Raw genomic sequence first — 18,985 nt, 5'->3', positions numbered from 1 at the left:
AAGCTTTCGGTGTGCCCAAGTGGGGGAAACGGGCGTCATTATAAAGAATCTACCGCGCCGACGAAACCGTTTGCGTCGAAATAAAATCACGACCGTCTCTTATCATCAAATGCGGTCTGGTTTCTGAATAAGTTGCCAACTGACGCAAGTTTAAGCAAAATGCCGCTCATTAATGACGACTTCACTTCTTAATCATCACCACAGCAGGCAGAGACAACGTACGGTTCAGAGAATTAACTAATTGAAAAAATTAAAGATTAATTATCTGTTCATCGGCATATTAACGCTGTTGTTGGCAGCGGCCCTCTGGCCATCTATTCCCTGGTTCGGTAAAGCCGAAAATCGTATCGCCGCCATTCAGTCGCGGGGAGAACTGCGCGTCAGTACCCTCGACTCGCCGTTAACTTACGCGACCCTCAACGGCAAGAAATTCGGCCTGGATTATGAACTGACTCAGGCGTTCGCCAACTACCTGGGCGTGAAGTTAAAAGTCACCGTGCGCCAGAACATCAGCCAGCTTTTTGACGACCTGGATAACGGCCATGCCGATCTGTTAGCCGCAGGCCTGGTATATAACAGCGAGCGGGTGAAAAATTACCAGCCCGGCCCAACCTACTATTCGGTTTCACAACAGTTGGTGTATCGGGTTGGGCAATACCGCCCGCGCACTCTTGCCACTGTGAACGAAAATCAGCTGACCATCGCCCCGGGACACGTGGTGGTTAACGATCTCCAGTTACTTAAAGAGAATAAATTTCCCGATCTGAGCTGGAAGGTGGATGACAAAAAGGGCACTACTGAACTGCTTGATGATGTTATCGCCGGGAAGCTGGATTACACCATTGCCGATTCCGTCGCCATCAGCTTATACCAGCGCGTACATCCTGAACTGGCCGTAGCGCTGGACGTATCTGACGAACAGCCGGTGACCTGGTTTAGTCGCCTGGACGATGACAACACGCTGTCTGCCGCCCTGTTGGATTTTTTTAACACCATGAATGAAGACGGCTCTCTGGCGCGACTAGAAGAAAAGTATCTCGGACATGGCGATGATTTTGACTATGTTGATACCCGCACCTTTTTACGCGCCGTAGACAGCGTATTGCCGGACCTTAAGCCGCTGTTTGAGAAATATGCGCAGGAGATAGACTGGCGACTGCTCGCCGCAATCTCTTATCAGGAGTCACACTGGGACGCGCAGGCCACTTCCCCGACCGGCGTACGCGGGTTGATGATGCTGACCAAAAATACCGCTCAAAGTCTCGGACTGACTGACCGCACCGATGCCGAACAAAGCATCAGCGGCGGCGCACGGTATTTGCAGGATATGATGAGTAAAGTGCCCGATACCGTCCCCGAAGGGGAACGCATCTGGTTTGCGCTCGCAGCCTACAACATGGGTTATGCGCACATGCTGGATGCACGGGCGCTGACAGTGAAAACCAAAGGCAATCCGAACAGCTGGTCCGACGTAAAACAGCGTCTGCCACTGCTCAGCCAAAAGCCGTATTACAACAAGCTGACCTATGGTTATGCGCGAGGCCACGAAGCCTACGCTTATGTAGAAAATATCCGTAAGTACCAGATTAGCCTGGTGGGGTATCTGCAGGAGAAAGAAAAACGGGCGCTTGAAACGCAGCAACTGGCGCAGGATTACCCGGCGGTGACGCCGGCAGAGCTAATAGGTAAAAATGAATTGCCGCTTTCGGCGTTTTTGTCTCAGACGTCGTCAAATTACCTGTCGCACTCCCCTTCCCTGCTGTTTTCACCGCAGAAAAAAGAGGGCAAGTAGCCTCGGAAGCCTGATAAGCGCAGCGTCATCAGGCAATCAGACCGGCATTTACAAATTGGCGTTTTTTTTCAGCGCTTTGATTTCCTGACGACGCATGCGAAAGAAATCACTGAGCAACGTGGCGCATTCATCTCGTAGCACCCCTTCGGTCACCTCCACCCGATGATTCATTCCAGGGTGATGCAGTACATCCATTAATGACCCGGCTGCCCCCGTTTTCGCATCGCGCGCGCCAAAAACGACCTGGCCGATACGGCTGTGCACCATCGCGCCTGCGCACATCACACACGGCTCCAGAGTGACATACAGCGTGGTATCCAACAGACGGTAGTTTTGCAGCACCAGGCCGCCCTGACGCAGCGCCATAATTTCAGCGTGGGCAGTCGGATCATGGTGACCAATCGGACGGTTCCAGCCTTCGCCAATCACGCGGTTGTTATGTACCAATACCGCGCCCACCGGGACTTCACGCTCATCCCAGGCGCGCTTAGCCAGCGTTAAAGCATGACGCATCCAGTATTCGTGGCTAAATTCAACTTCAGACAAAGGGGGTAACTCCAGTAATCAAAGCGGGCGCATTATACACAGACGCTATCGTTTACTCTATTCGAGTTGTTGCAGCTCTCCGCGCGGCGTGACGCGCCAGCGATGCTGGCAAAAAGAGAGCAGAGGATTGTCCTGATTACTGTCGCTGTAGCCACTGTAAAGCTGAAGCGGCGCACCAATGTGGCGTTCCAGTTGCGTCACTTTCTCATGGCCCAGACAGCGCAGAGGCAGCACCCACCCGCCGAATCCCCGCGCCATTTTACTGGCGATCAGATTGACACGCGGTAGCCACGGCGTGTCGAAGTACACCTGCTCGACCAGCGACTGCGGGGAGCCAGTAATAAGCCAGATTTCGGCGTCAGAGCTTAACAGGTAGGTTGTCAGCCGCTGCTGCACGAGCGGAAAGGCCGTCACGTTACTGCGAAACCAGCGCACAAAGTCAGCCTGATGCCCTTTCAGACGCGCCTCGCTACGACCAAAAGTGCATCCCCACAACAGCAGGCTCATTGGCCAGCGGGCGGCGCGCCCTTGTATCAGCAGCGCCAGCGCAATCACCGGTAGCAGAGGCAGCACAAGCAACGCGTTCAGCGGCTGGCGACGCAGCAGATAACGTATAAAGCTACCGAACATATCCTGCTGATGTAACGTGCCATCCAAATCAAAAAAAACAACGCGGCGCTGGTGATTGGTCAAACCTTATTCCTCTGGATCGTTGAACCCCAATAGCCAGGTAAACAGGAACCCGGCGATAACTGCTACCAGATAGCCTAACAGATAGAACATCACTTTTCCGGCAACAATCGTCAGTGCCAGCGGCAAACCGGAGATGCCAAAGGTGATAACCGTCGCCACCTTCCAGTAGCTAATCAGCGCCCCGCCTACCGCTCCGCCAAGGCAGGCACCGATAAACGGTTTACCCAACGGCAGCGTGACGCCAAAAATAAGCGGCTCGCCAATGCCCAGCAGCCCGACCGGCAGCGCTCCTTTGATCACTTTCTTTAGCCGCGCATTGCGGGTTTTCATCAACACCGCTATCGCAGCCCCTACTTGTCCAACGCCTGCCATCGCCAGGATAGGAAAGAGCGCGTTATAACCGTGCGCCTGTACCAGCTCAACGTGGATGGGCACCAACCCTTGATGAAGTCCGGTGAGCACCAATGGCAGGAAAGTTCCCGCCAGTATGGCACCAACCAGGAAACCGCCGCGGTCGATAGCCCAGGATGCGCCGTGAGCGATAGATTCAGAAATCCAGCCTCCAAGCGGTTGTAGCGCCACAATCGCGATAGCCCCGGTAATGATGGTGGTCAGCAGCGGGTTAAGTATAAGCTCCAGCGATTCCGGCAACAGCTCGCGGAATTTGCGCTCGATCCAACACATCAGCGCAACCACCAGCAGCACTGCGATCACCCCGCCGCGCCCCGGCTGCAACGCTTCGCCAAACAGGGTAATCTGCGCCAGCTGCGGACTGGAGAGGATCCCCGCCATCACCCCGCCCATCGCCAGAGAGCCGCCGAAGACTTTGGCGGTATTCACCCCAACCAGAATATTCATGATGGCAAACACGGCGCTGCCAAATATGCCCATCAGCCCCAGCATATTCGGATAATGGGTCGCAAAATCCCCCACGATATCCGGTCGCTTAAGGATGTTTATAATGCCGGTGATCAAACCGGAGGCGATAAACGCAGGAATAAGAGGGATAAAGACGTTCGCCAGCTTGCGCAGCGCATCGCTCATTGGCGCTTTGTACTTCGCTTTGGCCTCTGATTTGGTGCGCTCGATATTATTCACATCTGCACGCTCGCCGCCACCGGCAATCAGGGAGCGCATGGCATCCACCACCTTGGCAGCTTTACCGGGGCCGACGATTATCTGATGCTGCGCGCCCTGCTTCACGTAACCGCTAACACCGGGCAGTTGCCTGAGACGGGGAATATCAATCTGACCGTCATCCTGAACTTCCACCCTGACGCGGGTCATACAATTTTCCAGGCGCAGAATATTTTGCTCTCCGCCTACGCCCAGCAGAATGTCGCTGGCCAGCACCGCCGTCTTATCCATATACACCTCTTAGTGTTCTAACGCCGCGCGTAAAAAACCCTGGTGAGCGGCAAGCTTTTCGCGGGCGGTAGCGGCATCCAGGCCGGTGAGCGCCATTAAAATCGCTGGCTTAACATCAAAATCAGTCTGCTTTAGCAGCGCTTGCGCCTGTTCACGCGCAATGCCGGTGGCTTCAACCACCATACGGCACGCCCGATCGACCAGTTTGACGTTGGTTGCCTGCATATCCACCATCAGGTTCTGGTACACCTTGCCAAATTTCACCATCGCACCGGTGGAGATCATATTGAGCACCAATTTTTGCGCGGTGCCGGATTTCAGTCGTGTTGACCCGGTCAACGCCTCCGGTCCCACCACCGGGGAGATTGCAATATCCGCTTCATGCGCGACAGGAGAATCCGGATTGCAGGAAATAGCCGCCGTCGTACAACCCACCGAACGCGCATATTTCAGCCCGCCAATCACATACGGCGTGCGACCTGAAGCCGCCAGACCAACCACCAGATCCTGTGCGGTAAGGTTGAGTGCGCGCAGATCATCCTCGCCTAACTGCGGGTTATCTTCCGCGCCTTCTACCGCCTTGAGCAGCGCGCCCGGCCCCCCGGCAATCAGCCCAACCACCAGACCATGCGGTACACCGAAGGTCGGTGGGCACTCAGACGCGTCCAGCACTCCAAGACGTCCGCTGGTCCCTGCGCCCATGTAAATAATGCGTCCACCGGCTTTTAACGCGTTGGCTGCCGCATCGACCGCACACGCAACTTGAGGCAGAGTTGCTTTTACTGCTTCCGCTACCAGCGTATCCTGTTGATTAAATCGATGAACCAACTCCAACGTTGAGAGCGCATCCAGATCCATGGTCTGTGGATTGCGGGTTTCTGAAACTAATGCACCGAGATTCATTTTTTGTTCCTTAGGAATTTTTAATTCATAATAATCTGTCATAATGGAATATTATATTCATCCAGGCGAGTGAAATTTTGTTTTGCAATCGCCATCACGTTTTCGCCAGGAGACAGCATGAACTGTTTAATTCGCATTCGTCAGCGTTACCCGGACCTCGCGCAAAGCGATAAAAAACTTGCGGATTATCTTCTTGCTCAGCCGGATACCGCGCGTCATCTCAGCTCACAGCAGCTGGCCTTTGAAGCAGGCGTCAGCCAGTCCAGCGTGGTGAAGTTCGCGCAAAAGATGGGCTTTAAAGGGTTTCCGGCGCTGAAACTGGCGATTAGCGAAGCGTTGGCCAGCAATCCCAACCCTCATTCCATTCCGGTGCATAATCAGATTCGCGGTGACGACCCCATGCGTATGGTGGGCGAAAAACTGATTAAAGAGAACGTGGCGGCGATGCATGCGACGCTGGACGTCAACAGCGAAGAGAAACTGATAGAGAGCGTCACGATGCTGCGCTCAGCCCGGCGCATTATCCTGACCGGGATTGGCGCATCGGGTCTGGTAGCGCAGAATTTTGCCTGGAAACTGCTAAAGATTGGGTTTAACGCGGTGGTTGAACGCGATATGCACGCCCTGCTGGCGGCGGTGCAGGCGCTTTCACCCAACGATCTGCTGCTGGCCATTTCGTATACCGGAGAACGCCGCGAACTCAACCTGGCTGCGGATGAAACGTTGCGCGCCGGAGCCAAAATTCTCGCCATCACCGGATTTACACCTAACGCCCTGCAACAGCGCGCAACTCATTGTCTGTACACGATTGCTGAAGAACAGGCCACGCGCAGCGCAGCGATTTCCTCTACCCATGCGCAAATGATGCTCACTGATTTACTGTTTATGGCGCTGGTGCAGCAAGATCTGGAGCATGCCCCGGAACGCATTCGCCACAGCGAAGCACTGGTAAAAAAACTGGTCTGAGCAAAGAATGCGCGTATAATGCCCGCCCGATTTGTGATGTTTTGAGAGTTTCCTGATGGCCCTGTTAATCACTAAAAAGTGTATCAATTGCGATATGTGCGAGCCCGAATGCCCGAATGAGGCGATTTCGATGGGTGACAGCATTTACGAGATTAACAGCGACAAGTGTACGGAATGCGTAGGCCATTACGACACGCCAACCTGCCAGAAGGTGTGCCCGATCCCCAATACTATTTTGAAAGATCCGGCACATGTCGAAACGGAAGAGCAGCTGTGGGATAAGTTTGTACTGATGCACCACGCCGATAAGCTGTAACGTTGCCTGATGACGCTATGCTTATCAGGCCGACAAAACGTTAGCTCTCGATAATCACCGTGGCGCAGGCGTAGTGACGCTCATCGGCCAGCGTCACATGCATATGTGCGACACCGAGTTTTTCCGCCAGTTTTAACGCCTCCCCCCATAACCGCAGACGCGGCTTACCGAGTTCGTCGTTAAAGACTTCAAACTGATTAAACGCCAGACCGTTGCGAATACCGGTACCAAAGGCTTTTGCTGCCGCCTCTTTGACCGCAAAACGCTTCGCCAGAAAGCGCACCGGTTGCTGATGCGTCTCCCAGATTGCCCATTCGTTGTCGCTGAGCACGCGTCTTGCCAGACGGTCGCCGGAACGGGAGATCACCGCTTCGATGCGGGCAATCTCCACGATATCCGTACCTAATCCCAGAATCGCCATTAGCCACGCGCTTCCAGCATCAGGCGCTTCATTTCGACTACTGCATCTTTCAGACCGCTCATCACCGCGCGGCCGATAATGGCATGGCCAATGTTCAACTCGTGCATTTCCGGGATTCGGGCGATGGCTTTAACGTTGTGGTACGTCAGGCCGTGCCCCGCATTCACCTTCAGACCAAGGCTGGCGGCAAAGGTCGCCGCTTTGGCGATACGCGCCAGTTCGCTGGCCTGTTCAGCGTCGGTTTTCGCATCGGCGTAACAGCCGGTGTGAATTTCGATGTACGGCGCGCCGACTTCAGCAGCGGCCTTAATCTGTTCGTCATCAGCATCGATAAACAGCGAAACCAGAATGCCTGCGTCCGCCAGGCGTTTGCAGGCATCACGCATCTTGTCACGCTGACCAGCGACATCCAGGCCACCTTCAGTCGTCACTTCCTGACGTTTTTCCGGCACCAGGCAGCAAAAATGCGGCTTAGTCTCAACGGCAATCGCCAGCATCTCTTCGGTTACCGCCATTTCCAGATTCATACGCGTATCCAGCGTCTGGCGCAAAATGCGCACGTCGCGATCGGTAATATGGCGACGGTCTTCACGCAAGTGCACGGTAATGCCGTCTGCGCCCGCCTGCTCAACGATAAACGCCGCCTGAACCGGGTCAGGGTATGCGGTGCCGCGTGCATTACGTAAAGTGGCAATGTGGTCAATGTTGACGCCTAACAGTAATTCGGCCATGGCAATCCATCCTCGTTAATCATTTTTTGTTTTTACTGCGCGTTTTGGCATAAATTGCCGGAACAGTTCCCGGCTTTTTAACGGCTTACCACCAAGATACGGCTTTAACGCCATGCGGGTAAAGCGTTTCGCGGCGCGAAGCGTATCAGCATCCGGAAATTCCCGCGATTCGAGTGCTTTCAGATGGCGTCCGGTAAAGGTGGCGTTATCAATCACTACGCTTGCGATAAACCCTTTTTCTTCCCGGTAACGATAGGTCATGGTGTCGTCCACCGGCTCGCCACTACCCGCACAGTGGGTAAAATCGACGCCGTACCCCAGATGTCCAAGTAAGGCCAGCTCAAAGCGACGCAGCGCAGGCTCTGGCGAACCCGTCGCGCCAGCCAGCGCCTGAATACAGTTCAGGTAGTCGAAAAAGAGTTCAGAAAAGCGGGTCTCATACTCAAGTACGCGAGAGATAAGCTCGTTGATATACAAGCCACTGTACAGTGTGATACCGCTAAGGGGGAGAGCCAGAGAAACGGCTTCGGCACTGCGTAAGGTTTTGACCTCACCACGTCCACCAAAGCGAAGCAACAACGGAGTAAAAGGCTGGAGCGCGCCTTTGAGATTAGAACGTTTGGAGCGCGCGCCTTTAGCCACCAGGCGCACACGACCCGATTCTTCCGTGAAGACGTCCAGCACGAGACTGGTTTCGCTCCACGGGCGGCTATGCAGGACAAAAGCGCGTTGCCATCCTTCCATCATACCCGCCGTCTTTCAAGCTGCAGGTGTGTTGGCTGCGCCCACTCACCCCAGTCACTCACTTGAGTAAACTCCCGAGGATCTGCGGTCTTGCCGCCTTCCTGCACCTCGAAAGCCATAACCTATGAAAAATTAGACGTCGTCGCCGTAACCGAGGCTACGCAGCGCGCGCTCGTCATCGGCCCAGCCGGATTTCACTTTCACCCACAGCTCAAGGTGAACGGGCGCTTCGAACATCTCCTGCATGTCTTTACGCGCTTCGATGCCGATGGTTTTAATTTTGGCCCCTTTGTTGCCAATAACCATCTTCTTCTGCCCTTCACGTTCAACGAGGATCAGACCGTTAATATCGTAACCACCGCGCTCGTTAGATATAAAGCGCTCAATCTCCACGGTAACGGAGTACGGCAGTTCAGCCCCCAGAAAACGCATCAGCTTTTCACGGATGATTTCAGACGCCATAAAGCGCTGAGAACGGTCGGTGATGTAATCTTCCGGGAAGTGATGAATGGCTTCCGGCAGGTGCTTACGCACGATGCCCGCAACGGTATCAACATTCAGGCCGGTTTCGGCAGAAATCGGGACAATATCAAGGAAGTTCATCTGGCTTGCCAGAAACTGCAGGTGCGGCAGTAAATCGGCTTTTTCCTGAACGTTGTCAACTTTGTTCACAGCCAGAATAACCGGGGCTTTACCGTCGCGCAGCTTGTTGAGCACCATTTCGTCGTCCGGCGTCCAGCGGGTGCCTTCCACAACGAAAATAACCAGTTCAACATCACCAATCGAGCTGCTTGCCGCTTTGTTCATCAGGCGGTTAATCGCCCGTTTTTCTTCCATATGAAGGCCCGGGGTATCAACATAAATTGCCTGATACGCACCTTCGGTATGGATGCCAACAATACGGTGACGTGTTGTCTGAGCCTTACGTGAGGTTATGGAAATCTTCTGCCCAAGCAGATTATTCAACAGGGTGGATTTGCCGACGTTCGGGCGACCGACGATGGCAATAAATCCGCAGTAAGTTTTCTCTTCGCTCATTCCAGCTCCAGTTTTTTCAACGCCTGTTCGGCGGCAGCCTGCTCAGCCTTACGACGGCTCGAACCTGTGCCAACCACCGGTTCACTCAGGCCGCTGACCTGGCAGTGGATAGTAAATTCTTGATCGTGTGCTTCACCACGAACCTGCACCACCAGATAGGACGGTAGCGGCAGGTGGCGACCCTGCAAATATTCCTGCAGGCGCGTTTTCGGATCTTTTTGTTTATCGCCTGGGCTAATTTCATCCAGACGAGTCTGATACCAGTTCAGGATCAGTTGTTCAACGGTTTGAATATCGCTGTCGAGGAAGACGCCGCCGATCAAAGCTTCAACGGTATCTGCCAGGATCGATTCACGACGGAAACCGCCGCTTTTCAGCTCGCCTGGCCCCAAACGTAAACATTCACCGAGGTCAAACTCACGGGCTAATTCAGCCAGCGTATTGCCGCGAACCAGCGTCGCGCGCATGCGACTCATATCACCTTCATCCACACGCGGAAAACGGTGATACAGCGCATTAGCGATAACAAAGCTCAGAATAGAGTCGCCTAAAAATTCTAAACGCTCGTTATGTTTGCTGCTGGCGCTACGGTGAGTTAATGCCTGCTGCAACAGCTCCTGATGATTAAAAGTGTAGCCCAGCTTCCGTTGAAGCCGATTAATTACGATGGGGTTCATGCGATACCAATAAATGAATGCGTCAACAATTCAGCACACGAAACAGACCTGATATACGCATTTCGCTTAGCCATCCCGCTTCGGCTGAATGCATTTATACACAAACCAACGCTGTTTCGTGTGCCGTGGCAACCTGTCGGTGCCAACCTCAAACTTCGGGGGAATATTCTATACACAACGACAAGGGATGTCGTTAGTCTGCGGGAATTTATCCGAGAAATAATTCACGCTGTCGCCATAATGACGACAACGTGAACGATTATCAGCGATTAGTGAATGCCACCAATACGGCTTAAGCGCACACCGGTCGGCCATTCGCCTTCTTGCTTATCGAAACTCATCCAGATAGCGGTTGCTTTACCAACCAGATTCGCTTCCGGCACAAATCCCCAGTAACGGCTGTCCGCGCTGTTGTCACGGTTATCACCCATCATGAAGTAGTGTCCCGGCGGGACGATCCAGGTTGCCAACTGCTGGCCTGGCTGGCGGTAATACATCCCCACCTGATCCTGCGCGATTGGCACGGTCAGAATGCGGTGCGTTACCTCACCCAGCGTTTCTTTACGCTCGGAGAGGCGAATACCGTTATCTTTCGTTTCATTCAGCGGAACCTCAAAGAAGCCGCTGGTCGCTTCACCGCCGTTACGACGCGCAAATGTCTGCACAAAATCACTTGGCTGAACATCAGAGTACGTTACCGGCAGCGCGTTTTCACACGCCTGACCGGAACTGCATCCTGGCTGAATAGTTACCTCTTTCGCCACCGGATCGTACGTCACTTTGTCTCCCGGTAAACCGACAGCACGTTTGATGTAGTCCAGACGCGGATCTTCCGGGTATTTAAACACCACGATATCACCGCGTTTCGGATGGCCGGTTTCGATCAGCGTTTTCTGGTAAATCGGATCTTTAATCCCGTAGGCAAATTTCTCCACCAGGATAAAGTCACCGATAAGCAGTGTCGGCATCATCGAACCAGACGGGATCTGGAACGGCTCATAAATAAATGAACGCACCACCAGCACAATAGCTAAAACCGGGAAAACGGATGCCCCGGTTTCCAGCCAGCCTGGCTTAGGGGCCACTTTTTTCAGCGTTGCTTTATCCAGTGAATCACCTGCAGCAGCTTGCGCTGCTGCCTGACGCTCCCGGCGTTTAGGCGCGAAGATGAATTTATCTACGCACCATAAAATGCCCGTCACCAGTGTGGCAATCACCAGAATCAGGGCAAACATGTTCGCCATGCCAACTCCTTAAGATTATTTGCTGTCTTTACCGACATGCAGAATGGCGAGGAAGGCTTCCTGTGGCAGTTCGACGTTACCGATCTGCTTCATGCGCTTTTTACCCTCTTTCTGTTTTTGCAGCAGCTTTTTCTTACGGCTGATATCGCCACCGTAGCATTTCGCCAGAACGTTTTTACGCAACTGCTTAACCGTTGAACGCGCGATGATGTGCGTACCAATGGCCGCCTGGATCGCGATATCAAACTGCTGGCGAGGGATCAGATCTTTCATCTTCTCGACCAGTTCACGACCACGGCTCTGGGAGTTGTCGCGGTGGGTAATCAGCGCCAGCGCATCGACACGTTCGTTGTTGATGAGAACATCAACGCGCACCATGTCAGACGCCTGGAAACGTTTGAAGTTATAGTCCAGCGACGCATAGCCGCGAGAAGTTGACTTCAGACGGTCGAAGAAGTCGAGTACCACTTCCGCCATCGGAATTTCATAGGTCAGCGCCACCTGGTTACCGTGGTAAACCATGTTGGTCTGTACGCCGCGCTTCTCGATACACAGCGTGATGACGTTACCGAGGTAAGCCTGCGGCAGCAGCATGTGACACTCAGCAATCGGCTCACGCAGTTCGTAAATGTTGTTCAACGGCGGCAGCTTGGACGGGCTATCGACGTAGATCGTCTCTTTCGCCGTGGTTTCGACTTCGTAGACTACGGTCGGCGCGGTAGTGATCAGATCCAGATCGTATTCACGTTCCAGACGTTCCTGAATGATCTCCATGTGCAGCAGACCGAGGAAGCCACAGCGGAAGCCGAAGCCCAGCGCGGTTGAGCTTTCCGGTTCATAGAACAGGGAGGCGTCGTTGAGGCTCAGCTTGCCGAGCGCGTCACGGAAGTTTTCGTAGTCGTCAGAGCTCACCGGGAACAGACCGGCGTAAACCTGCGGCTTCACTTTTTTAAAGCCTGGCAGCGGCTTGTCCGCCGGGTTACGCGCCTGCGTCAGGGTATCGCCAACCGGTGCGCCCAGGATGTCTTTAATCGCACAAACCAACCAACCCACCTCGCCGCATTTCAGCTCGGTACGGTCAACCTGTTTTGGCGTGAAGATACCCAGACGGTCAGCGTTATAGACCTGACCGGTGCTCATCACTTTAATTTTGTCGCCTTTACGCATGGTGCCGTTTTTAATACGCACCAGTGATACGACGCCCAGGTAGTTATCGAACCAGGAGTCGATGATCAGCGCCTGTAACGGACCTTCCGGGTCGCCTTCCGGCGGCGGGATGTCGCGCACCAGACGTTCAAGAACGTCAGTGACGCCAACGCCGGTTTTCGCCGAACAGCGAACGGCATCCGTCGCATCGATACCGACGATATCTTCGATCTCTTCCGCCACACGCTCAGGATCGGCGGCTGGCAGGTCAATTTTGTTCAGTACCGGCACCACTTCCAGATCCATTTCCATGGCGGTATAGCAGTTAGCCAGGGTCTGTGCTTCGACGCCCTGTCCGGCATCAACCACCAGCAGTGCGCCTTCACAGGCAGCAAGCGAGCGGGAAACTTCATACGAGAAGTCAACGTGGCCCGGGGTGTCGATAAAGTTAAGCTGATAGGTTTCACCATCAGATGCTTTGAAATCGAGCGTCACGCTCTGCGCTTTGATAGTAATACCGCGCTCACGCTCAAGATCCATCGAGTCGAGAACCTGCGCTTCCATTTCACGGTCAGACAGGCCACCGCAGATCTGGATAATACGGTCAGACAGCGTCGATTTACCGTGGTCGATGTGAGCTATGATTGAAAAGTTACGTATGTTCTTCATATAGTGTAATTATTGTGCCTTACGCCCGCCTGAGCAGGCTCTGAGAAGTCGCTGATCTGAGCTTAACGTCTGTTTAAGTGAAACGCCGCATTCTACACTACAACGCTGAGGCGAGGAAATGTTCATAGAGCAAGGATAGCGGGAACTGGAAACAACTTTGCAAAGTCGGTGAAACTTTTGCCGGATGGCGACACAAGCGCCATCAGGCAAAGCTATCACTGTTGGGTTTCGACGCGAATGAGATCGGGTGGAAGAGCAACGTTCAGAATGACCGGCTGCCAGGCTTCGCGCTCAGCAAGCTTACGAGAGTATCCACGGGCAATCAGGAATCCGCCCACGCCCCCCAGCACGGCACCGCTTAATGCCGCAAGGTCGGAACCAAACAGCACCTGGAATAACGCCGCGAAGAGAAAGAGCCCCGCCAACGGAGACATGTAGACCAACATCGCTGAACCCAGCAGGCTACCCTCGGCAATACCCAGTTCAACTTTTTGACCGGGCGCTAAGGGTTCGTCGCTGGGCACCACGATGGTATGCGTGGTCTGCGGCCCAAGTTTGTTCAGCACGCGGCTCCCACATCCGGCCCGCGAAGCACAGCTGCTACATGATGCTTTAACATCACAGCTGACCGTCGCCAGACCATTTTGCCAGGAGACGACTGTCGCCCACTCTTTAATCATTGTGCAGCCCTGAACTTAATATTGTCCGCGATACGCTTCGCCGTTTGCGGTGGAAGCTCGCCCACAATCGTAATTTCTGCGTTATCACGCACGCTGGTACTAACCGTTCTACGCCCGGTTCGCAACAGCTGATCGGCGCTGTTTTGCATCGCACGGTTTACGTTCACGGAGAAACTGAACAGGCCATCAGAATATAGGCGCGATTCGATCGGCATGTTATCCATCGTCGGCAGCGGACGTCGACTGCTGGAAACTTCGCTGAAGCCTTGCGGCAACCACGACGGACTCCAGTTGAAGTTGGTTTTCTCACCCGCAGGAACTGACAGCAACGGCGGTAGATTGGCTTTCGCCAGCGCCTGCATGCTATCGCTAACGCCGTTGTTTACGGTAAACGCGATAACACGGAACTGTTCCAGCGTCTCACCATCACGGTCGAGAAGATCGACGCGCATCGGCAGCTTAGTCTCCGTGTCCATCCAGACGATATAGCTGTAACGCGTACCGTCACGGGCGACTACGCGGATCACTTCACAGAGCCGATCGGCAATGCGGGTGCGACCTACTGAGATAAAGTCATAGTAGGGAGCAAGACGTTTGAAGTCGGTGTAAATCAGAGAGGGCAGAGAGTCAACGATATAGTCGCCGTTCAGCGTGAACGGTTCGAGACCAGGCTCAAAATAGCTAATTTCATTGCCACGCTGCACCACTTCCCGGCGCGGTCCATCCATTTGCAACAGTTGCGCTAGCGGACGGTTATCCAAGCGGGCATGGCGATAACGTAGGGATTCAACACCCTGCTTATTGATGCTGACAAATGACAGCTCATAGGTTAGCGACTGGCTGGCCAGATTCATCTGCTGCAACAACGCCCCGGACGCAGGATTGGCCGAGGCGTTTACAGAGAAAAACAGGCTACCAGCCACAAGTGACATGGCAAACCAAAGTTGCTTCATTACTGCGATTGCGTTCCTAAAGTTTGAATTCCTGGCACCTGCACAGCGGCTTGCTGTGTTTGGGCCTGCTCAAACTGAAGCTGTTCAGAGTGCAGTCGACGTTGCAGTTCGTAGTCCTGCAACATGGCATTAATACGACGACGCTGCTCCTGTACCTGCTGTTGCTGACCGCCGCTGGCCGTCGCGTCAGAGGGTACACCCAGGCTTACCGGACTGGCTTTACCCATCATCGGTAATGTATTAAATACCGGCGTTTCGGGCTGCTGGGACGTTTCAGATTGCCCATTATAGTGCTGGACGCCAACAATAACTGCAAGTGATACACACGCGGCCACACCCATTTGGGTAAGCTGCGCGGCCCATGGACGCATTTTTTTCCAGAATGGCATTTTCTGCCACTGGTGCGGTGCTGGCTGGGCCTCAGGAATCAATGGCACCGTCTGACGTACTGGCTCATCCTGGATGGCAGCCATTACGCGGGCGGAAATATCGAAATGGAGAACGTCGGCGGTATCACCTCGCATGGAATCGCGAATCAGGTGATAACTCTCCCAGGTTTTTTGCATTTCCGGGTCCTGAGTCAGCTCTTTGAGTAACTCAGTATCCAGCGTTTCGCCATCCATTAAAGCGGAAAGTTTTTCTTTCTGCATGCCTAATACCTTTTCCAGTATCCCGCTATCGTCAACGCCTGATAAGCGGTTGAACTTTATTATCAATAGCTTCCCTCGCTCGGAAGATACGTGAACGCACCGTACCTACCGGACAATCCATGATAGCGGCTATCTCTTCATAGCTCAGGCCATCCAGCTCCCGCAAGGTTATTGCCATGCGTAAATCTTCCGGGAGGGACTCAATAGTCCGGAAAACTATCTGTCTCAGTTCTTCTGACAACATTAAGTTCTCAGGGTTCGAAATTTCTTTCAGCGCACCGCCACTTTCGTAATTTTCTGCTTCAATCGCATCAATATCACTGGAAGGTGGACGACGCCCCTGAGCGACCAGGTAATTCTTCGCTGTATTGACTGCAATACGATACAGCCAGGTATAAAAAGCACTATCTCCCCGGAACGAGTCCAGCGCACGATAGGCCTTGATAAATGCTTCTTGTACTACATCGGGTACATCGCCCGACGGTACATAGCGAGAAACCAGACTCGCCACCTTATGCTGATAGCGCACTACCAGTAGGTTAAAGGCTTTCTGATCTCCCTTCTGGACCCGTTCTACCAGGACCTGGTCCGTTAACTGCTCGCTCATCCGAGGTAAAGTCTCCCCAAACCAAATTTCCACGCGCCTTCGAAACGCCACTCCATCAGCTTCACTATGAGCAAGCAAATGCTTAGAGTGCTCAAGTTTCGTAAAGTTCCGTTACGCATTGTTTTTTGTTTGTCATGTTGTAGACAGGTCTTATCTCTCATTATAAGTCTACATAATCCGATCGACGCACTATCTGTTTAGAAATGCCCATTTCACCGCTTGCAGAGTAACCCAACGGCCACTTTATTTCATCACATAATCTGGTGCTAACGGCCTGCTTCACAAAATATTTTTGCTCATTTCGTCCTCGTCATGCTTTTTTTTTCATGTTTAGTCACTGCAACACATTTAAAAATAAAACGTGCAGTATCGCGCAATGTGGTGCTATGGTGACCAAACACTGTTTAGTAAATTAAACAAAAATCATGAATACGACTCCTGAATTATCCTGTGACGTGCTGATCATTGGCAGCGGGGCTGCCGGACTCTCACTGGCGCTGCGCCTGGCCGAAAAACATCAGGTTATTGTCCTGAGCAAAGGTCCGGTCAGCGAAGGCTCGACATTTTATGCCCAGGGCGGTATTGCCGCGGTGTTTGATGAAACCGACAGCATCGATTCCCACGTTGAAGATACCCTGATTGCCGGGGCCGGCCTGTGCGATCGCCATGCGGTTGAATTTGTCGCCAGCAATGCCCGCACCTGCGTTCAGTGGCTTATCGATCAGGGCGTCTTATTTGATACGCAGGTTCAGCCCAACGGTGAAGAGAGCTATCACCTGACCCGTGAAGGTGGTCATAGCCATCGACGCATTCTGCACTCTGCGGATGCCACCGGTAAAGAAGTCGAAACCACCCTCGTCAGCCAGGCACAAAATCACCCCAACATACGGGTTCTTGAGCGCAGTAATGCCGTCGATCTGATTGTCTCCGATAAAATCGGTCTGCCGGGAACGCGTCGGGTTGTCGGAGCCTGGATCTGGAACCGTAATAAAGAAGCCGTAGAAACCTGCCATGCCAAGTCAGTAGTGTTGGCCACCGGCGGCGCGTCAAAGGTGTACCAATACACCACCAATCCAGATATTTCCTCGGGTGATGGGATTGCGATGGCCTGGCGCGCGGGATGCCGTGTCGCCAACCTGGAATTTAACCAGTTTCACCCGACGGCGCTGTATCATCCGCAGGCGCGCAACTTTCTGCTAACCGAGGCGCTGCGTGGCGAAGGCGCACATCTGAAGCGCCCGGACGGTTCGCGCTTTATGCCCGATTTTGACGAGCGTGGCGAACTGGCTCCCCGCGATATTGTTGCCCGCGCCATTGACCACGAAATGAAGCGCCTGGGCGCTGACTGCATGTTTCTCGACATCAGCCATAAACCGGAAGAATTTGTTCGTCAGCATTTCCCGATGATTTATGAAAAATTGCTGGGACTGGGCATCGATTTGACCAAAGAGCCGGTTCCCATCGTTCCTGCCGCGCACTATACCTGCGGCGGCGTGATGGTGGATGACTTTGGCCGTACGGATGTCGACGGGCTGTATGCGATCGGCGAAGTGAGTTACACCGGCCTGCATGGAGCCAACCGGATGGCGTCAAACTCATTACTGGAGTGCCTGGTTTACGGCTGGTCCGCGGCTGAAGATATCGACAGGCGAATGCCTTATGCTCGCAGCGTCAGCACCCTCCCGGATTGGGATGAAAGCCGGGTAGAAAACCCGGATGAACTGGTTGTGATTCAGCATAACTGGCATGAGCTGCGGCTATTTATGTGGGATTACGTCGGTATCGTGCGCACAACTAAACGTCTGGAGCGCGCCCTACGCCGTATCACCATGTTGCAACAGGAAATCGACGAGTATTACGCTCATTTCCGCGTGTCGAACAACTTGCTGGAACTGCGCAATCTGGTGCAGGTTGCTGAGCTGATTGTCCGCTGCGCGATGATGCGTAAAGAGAGTCGGGGCCTGCACTATACGCTGGATTATCCAGAACAGCTTCCAGAGGCGGGCCCGTCCATTCTCTCACCGCTAAGTCATCACATGAACAGATAAAACGCCTGGGTCAGCGCCGTGTAACCTTCAGAGTAACGTTGGTCTGGCCCACGGATCACCAGCCTGTCACTAAAGCACTCCCCGGCCTGCGGGGAGAATGCCAGCAGTACCCGATTCGGTAGTCGGGCCTCAGTTTCTGCTACATCCGTGCGCAATCGCAGATGCCAGCCCATGCCCAGTGCCTGCTGGGAAAAGGCGTTACCAATCTGTTCGGGCAGCACCACACAGAAAAAACCTTCTTCCGTAATGCTGTCTGCCGCCAGCGTCAGCAATACTTGATGATCGAGCGTGGTGGTGTAGCGAGCCTGCTCGCGCTGCGGCGTGGCACATTCCACTCCCTGTTCATAATAGGGAGGGTTGCTGATGATCAAATCAAAGCGCACGGTCTGGCGCGGTACCCACTGCTGCACATCTTCCGTATGAACGTTCACGCGATGCATCCACGGGGATTGCGCGATGTTCTCCTGCGCCTGCTGCGCGGCATCAACATCAAGCTCCACAGCGTCAATGATGACGTTTTCATCTGTGCGCTGGGCCAGCATCAGCGCCAACAGGCCGCTCCCGGTACCAATATCCAGGATCCGCTTTACGCCAGCAACAGGGGCCCAGGCCCCCAATAAAATGCCGTCCGTTCCGACTTTCATTGCACAACGATCGTGTGCCACAAAAAACTGCTTAAAAGTAAATCCATTACGTCTAAGTACGGATGTAGACTGGGGCATGAAGAACAACCTTCCTGGAAAAAAAACGATAACATAGGATAAAAACAATACCTGAGAAGGTATATCCATAC

General features: G+C 53.6%; 21 protein-coding genes. 4 read left to right on the top strand and 17 right to left on the bottom strand.

The genetic code is table 11. The features are described from left to right. The first annotated feature begins 241 nt into the window (after positions 1-241). Entirely contained in the window at positions 242-1,792 is a 1,551-nt protein-coding gene (gene mltF / locus OGV93_RS01450) for a membrane-bound lytic murein transglycosylase MltF (protein WP_080860023.1), read from the top strand. A 48-nt stretch (positions 1,793-1,840) separates the two neighbouring features. Here mltF and tadA read toward each other — a convergent pair whose 3' ends face one another. Genes tadA through murQ form a run of 4 tightly spaced genes read right to left on the bottom strand, consistent with a single transcriptional unit; the run spans position 1,841 to position 5,302 of the window. Next, positions 1,841-2,338, bottom strand: coding sequence for a tRNA adenosine(34) deaminase TadA (tadA, locus tag OGV93_RS01445; RefSeq protein ID WP_019077403.1), 498 nt, complete (start codon positions 2,336-2,338; stop codon positions 1,841-1,843). A gap of 57 nt (positions 2,339-2,395) precedes the next feature. After that, a complete protein-coding gene (gene yfhb, locus OGV93_RS01440; RefSeq protein ID WP_016157167.1) occupies positions 2,396-3,031 on the bottom strand; it encodes a phosphatidylglycerophosphatase C in 636 nt (211 codons plus the stop codon). Between the two features lie 3 nt (positions 3,032-3,034). Continuing rightward, complete coding sequence (locus OGV93_RS01435) at positions 3,035-4,399, bottom strand: PTS transporter subunit EIIC (RefSeq protein WP_101700139.1); 1,365 nt, start codon at positions 4,397-4,399, stop codon at positions 3,035-3,037. Positions 4,400-4,408: 9 nt separating this feature from the next. Then, positions 4,409-5,302 (bottom strand): N-acetylmuramic acid 6-phosphate etherase, encoded by an 894-nt coding sequence (gene murQ, locus OGV93_RS01430; RefSeq protein WP_019077406.1) that lies wholly within the window; start codon positions 5,300-5,302, stop codon positions 4,409-4,411. A 117-nt stretch (positions 5,303-5,419) separates the two neighbouring features. Between murQ and OGV93_RS01425 the strand changes: the two genes are divergently transcribed. Both OGV93_RS01425 and OGV93_RS01420 read left to right on the top strand, forming a co-directional pair. Then, positions 5,420-6,268 (top strand): MurR/RpiR family transcriptional regulator, encoded by an 849-nt coding sequence (locus OGV93_RS01425; protein WP_016154045.1) that lies wholly within the window; start codon positions 5,420-5,422, stop codon positions 6,266-6,268. A 55-nt stretch (positions 6,269-6,323) separates the two neighbouring features. Further along, on the top strand, positions 6,324-6,584 hold the full coding sequence (locus OGV93_RS01420; RefSeq protein ID WP_003037590.1) for a YfhL family 4Fe-4S dicluster ferredoxin: 261 nt from the start codon (positions 6,324-6,326) through the stop codon (positions 6,582-6,584). Positions 6,585-6,624: 40 nt separating this feature from the next. Here OGV93_RS01420 and acpS read toward each other — a convergent pair whose 3' ends face one another. From acpS to rseD, 12 genes are all read right to left on the bottom strand, one after another. Then, positions 6,625-7,005 carry a holo-ACP synthase gene (acpS, locus tag OGV93_RS01415; protein ID WP_003037588.1) on the bottom strand — a complete coding sequence of 127 codons (381 nt, stop codon included), beginning with the start codon at positions 7,003-7,005 and terminating at the stop codon, positions 6,625-6,627. Continuing rightward, on the bottom strand, positions 7,005-7,736 hold the full coding sequence (gene pdxJ / locus OGV93_RS01410; protein ID WP_016157172.1) for a pyridoxine 5'-phosphate synthase: 732 nt from the start codon (positions 7,734-7,736) through the stop codon (positions 7,005-7,007). The genes acpS and pdxJ overlap by 1 nt, the downstream gene beginning before the upstream one ends. 15 nt (positions 7,737-7,751) lie before the next feature. Further along, a complete protein-coding gene (gene recO / locus OGV93_RS01405) occupies positions 7,752-8,480 on the bottom strand; it encodes a DNA repair protein RecO (protein ID WP_016154047.1) in 729 nt (242 codons plus the stop codon). 132 nt (positions 8,481-8,612) lie between these two features. Next, positions 8,613-9,518: a GTPase Era gene (era, locus tag OGV93_RS01400; RefSeq protein ID WP_003037581.1), complete on the bottom strand. Its 906-nt coding sequence runs from the start codon at positions 9,516-9,518 to the stop codon at positions 8,613-8,615. After that, positions 9,515-10,195, bottom strand: coding sequence for a ribonuclease III (rnc, locus tag OGV93_RS01395; protein ID WP_003037579.1), 681 nt, complete (start codon positions 10,193-10,195; stop codon positions 9,515-9,517). Before rnc ends, era begins: the two co-directional genes overlap by 4 nt. A gap of 269 nt (positions 10,196-10,464) precedes the next feature. Then, complete coding sequence (gene lepB, locus OGV93_RS01390) at positions 10,465-11,439, bottom strand: signal peptidase I (protein WP_016154048.1); 975 nt, start codon at positions 11,437-11,439, stop codon at positions 10,465-10,467. Positions 11,440-11,454: 15 nt separating this feature from the next. Further along, complete coding sequence (gene lepA, locus OGV93_RS01385) at positions 11,455-13,254, bottom strand: translation elongation factor 4 (protein WP_003037577.1); 1,800 nt, start codon at positions 13,252-13,254, stop codon at positions 11,455-11,457. A gap of 215 nt (positions 13,255-13,469) precedes the next feature. Next, entirely contained in the window at positions 13,470-13,934 is a 465-nt protein-coding gene (gene rseC, locus OGV93_RS01380) for a SoxR-reducing system protein RseC (RefSeq protein ID WP_016157173.1), read from the bottom strand. Further along, positions 13,931-14,887 carry a sigma-E factor regulatory protein RseB gene (rseB, locus tag OGV93_RS01375; protein ID WP_016154050.1) on the bottom strand — a complete coding sequence of 319 codons (957 nt, stop codon included), beginning with the start codon at positions 14,885-14,887 and terminating at the stop codon, positions 13,931-13,933. The genes rseC and rseB overlap by 4 nt, the downstream gene beginning before the upstream one ends. After that, positions 14,887-15,537, bottom strand: a complete 651-nt coding sequence (gene rseA / locus OGV93_RS01370) for an anti-sigma-E factor RseA (protein WP_019077408.1) — start codon at positions 15,535-15,537, stop codon at positions 14,887-14,889. The genes rseB and rseA overlap by 1 nt, the downstream gene beginning before the upstream one ends. A gap of 31 nt (positions 15,538-15,568) precedes the next feature. Beyond that, positions 15,569-16,144, bottom strand: a complete 576-nt coding sequence (gene rpoE / locus OGV93_RS01365; RefSeq protein WP_003037573.1) for an RNA polymerase sigma factor RpoE — start codon at positions 16,142-16,144, stop codon at positions 15,569-15,571. Next, positions 16,141-16,263, bottom strand: a complete 123-nt coding sequence (gene rseD / locus OGV93_RS01360) for a rpoE leader peptide RseD (RefSeq protein ID WP_223306697.1) — start codon at positions 16,261-16,263, stop codon at positions 16,141-16,143. The genes rpoE and rseD overlap by 4 nt, the downstream gene beginning before the upstream one ends. A 306-nt stretch (positions 16,264-16,569) precedes the next feature. On the opposite strand from rseD, the gene nadB reads away from it, so the two are divergent. Beyond that, a complete protein-coding gene (gene nadB, locus OGV93_RS01355; protein ID WP_047358259.1) occupies positions 16,570-18,192 on the top strand; it encodes an L-aspartate oxidase in 1,623 nt (540 codons plus the stop codon). On the opposite strand, the gene trmN is transcribed toward nadB, so the two are convergent. Then, positions 18,177-18,914 (bottom strand): tRNA(1)(Val) (adenine(37)-N(6))-methyltransferase TrmN, encoded by a 738-nt coding sequence (gene trmN, locus OGV93_RS01350; protein ID WP_016154053.1) that lies wholly within the window; start codon positions 18,912-18,914, stop codon positions 18,177-18,179. The genes nadB and trmN overlap by 16 nt on opposite strands. Between the last annotated feature and the right edge of the window lie 71 nt (positions 18,915-18,985).

Source organism: Citrobacter sp. Cb031 (genome assembly GCF_030336725.1).
GTDB classification, from domain to species: Bacteria; Pseudomonadota; Gammaproteobacteria; order Enterobacterales; family Enterobacteriaceae; genus Citrobacter; species Citrobacter braakii.
Note: the sequence above shows the minus strand (reverse complement) of the source record. Positions and strands in the feature narration are given on the sequence as shown.

Excerpts from the sequence above, each read along its gene's own strand:
- rseB (WP_016154050.1), bottom strand. The coding sequence starts at position 14,887 with ATGAAGCAACTTTGGTTTGCCATGTCACTTGTGGCTGGTAGCCTGTTT.
- pdxJ (WP_016157172.1), bottom strand. The coding sequence starts at position 7,736 with ATGGCCGAATTACTGTTAGGCGTCAACATTGACCACATTGCCACTTTA.
- trmN (WP_016154053.1), bottom strand. The coding sequence starts at position 18,914 with ATGCCCCAGTCTACATCCGTACTTAGACGTAATGGATTTACTTTTAAG.
- rnc (WP_003037579.1), bottom strand. The coding sequence starts at position 10,195 with ATGAACCCCATCGTAATTAATCGGCTTCAACGGAAGCTGGGCTACACT.
- OGV93_RS01435 (WP_101700139.1), bottom strand. The coding sequence starts at position 4,399 with ATGGATAAGACGGCGGTGCTGGCCAGCGACATTCTGCTGGGCGTAGGC.
- nadB (WP_047358259.1), top strand. The coding sequence starts at position 16,570 with ATGAATACGACTCCTGAATTATCCTGTGACGTGCTGATCATTGGCAGC.
- acpS (WP_003037588.1), bottom strand. The coding sequence starts at position 7,005 with ATGGCGATTCTGGGATTAGGTACGGATATCGTGGAGATTGCCCGCATC.
- rseA (WP_019077408.1), bottom strand. The coding sequence starts at position 15,537 with ATGCAGAAAGAAAAACTTTCCGCTTTAATGGATGGCGAAACGCTGGAT.
- rseC (WP_016157173.1), bottom strand. The coding sequence starts at position 13,934 with ATGATTAAAGAGTGGGCGACAGTCGTCTCCTGGCAAAATGGTCTGGCG.
- OGV93_RS01420 (WP_003037590.1), top strand. The coding sequence starts at position 6,324 with ATGGCCCTGTTAATCACTAAAAAGTGTATCAATTGCGATATGTGCGAG.
- rpoE (WP_003037573.1), bottom strand. The coding sequence starts at position 16,144 with ATGAGCGAGCAGTTAACGGACCAGGTCCTGGTAGAACGGGTCCAGAAG.
- era (WP_003037581.1), bottom strand. The coding sequence starts at position 9,518 with ATGAGCGAAGAGAAAACTTACTGCGGATTTATTGCCATCGTCGGTCGC.
- lepA (WP_003037577.1), bottom strand. The coding sequence starts at position 13,254 with ATGAAGAACATACGTAACTTTTCAATCATAGCTCACATCGACCACGGT.
- lepB (WP_016154048.1), bottom strand. The coding sequence starts at position 11,439 with ATGGCGAACATGTTTGCCCTGATTCTGGTGATTGCCACACTGGTGACG.
- recO (WP_016154047.1), bottom strand. The coding sequence starts at position 8,480 with ATGGAAGGATGGCAACGCGCTTTTGTCCTGCATAGCCGCCCGTGGAGC.
- murQ (WP_019077406.1), bottom strand. The coding sequence starts at position 5,302 with ATGAATCTCGGTGCATTAGTTTCAGAAACCCGCAATCCACAGACCATG.
- rseD (WP_223306697.1), bottom strand. The coding sequence starts at position 16,263 with ATGCGTAACGGAACTTTACGAAACTTGAGCACTCTAAGCATTTGCTTG.
- OGV93_RS01425 (WP_016154045.1), top strand. The coding sequence starts at position 5,420 with ATGAACTGTTTAATTCGCATTCGTCAGCGTTACCCGGACCTCGCGCAA.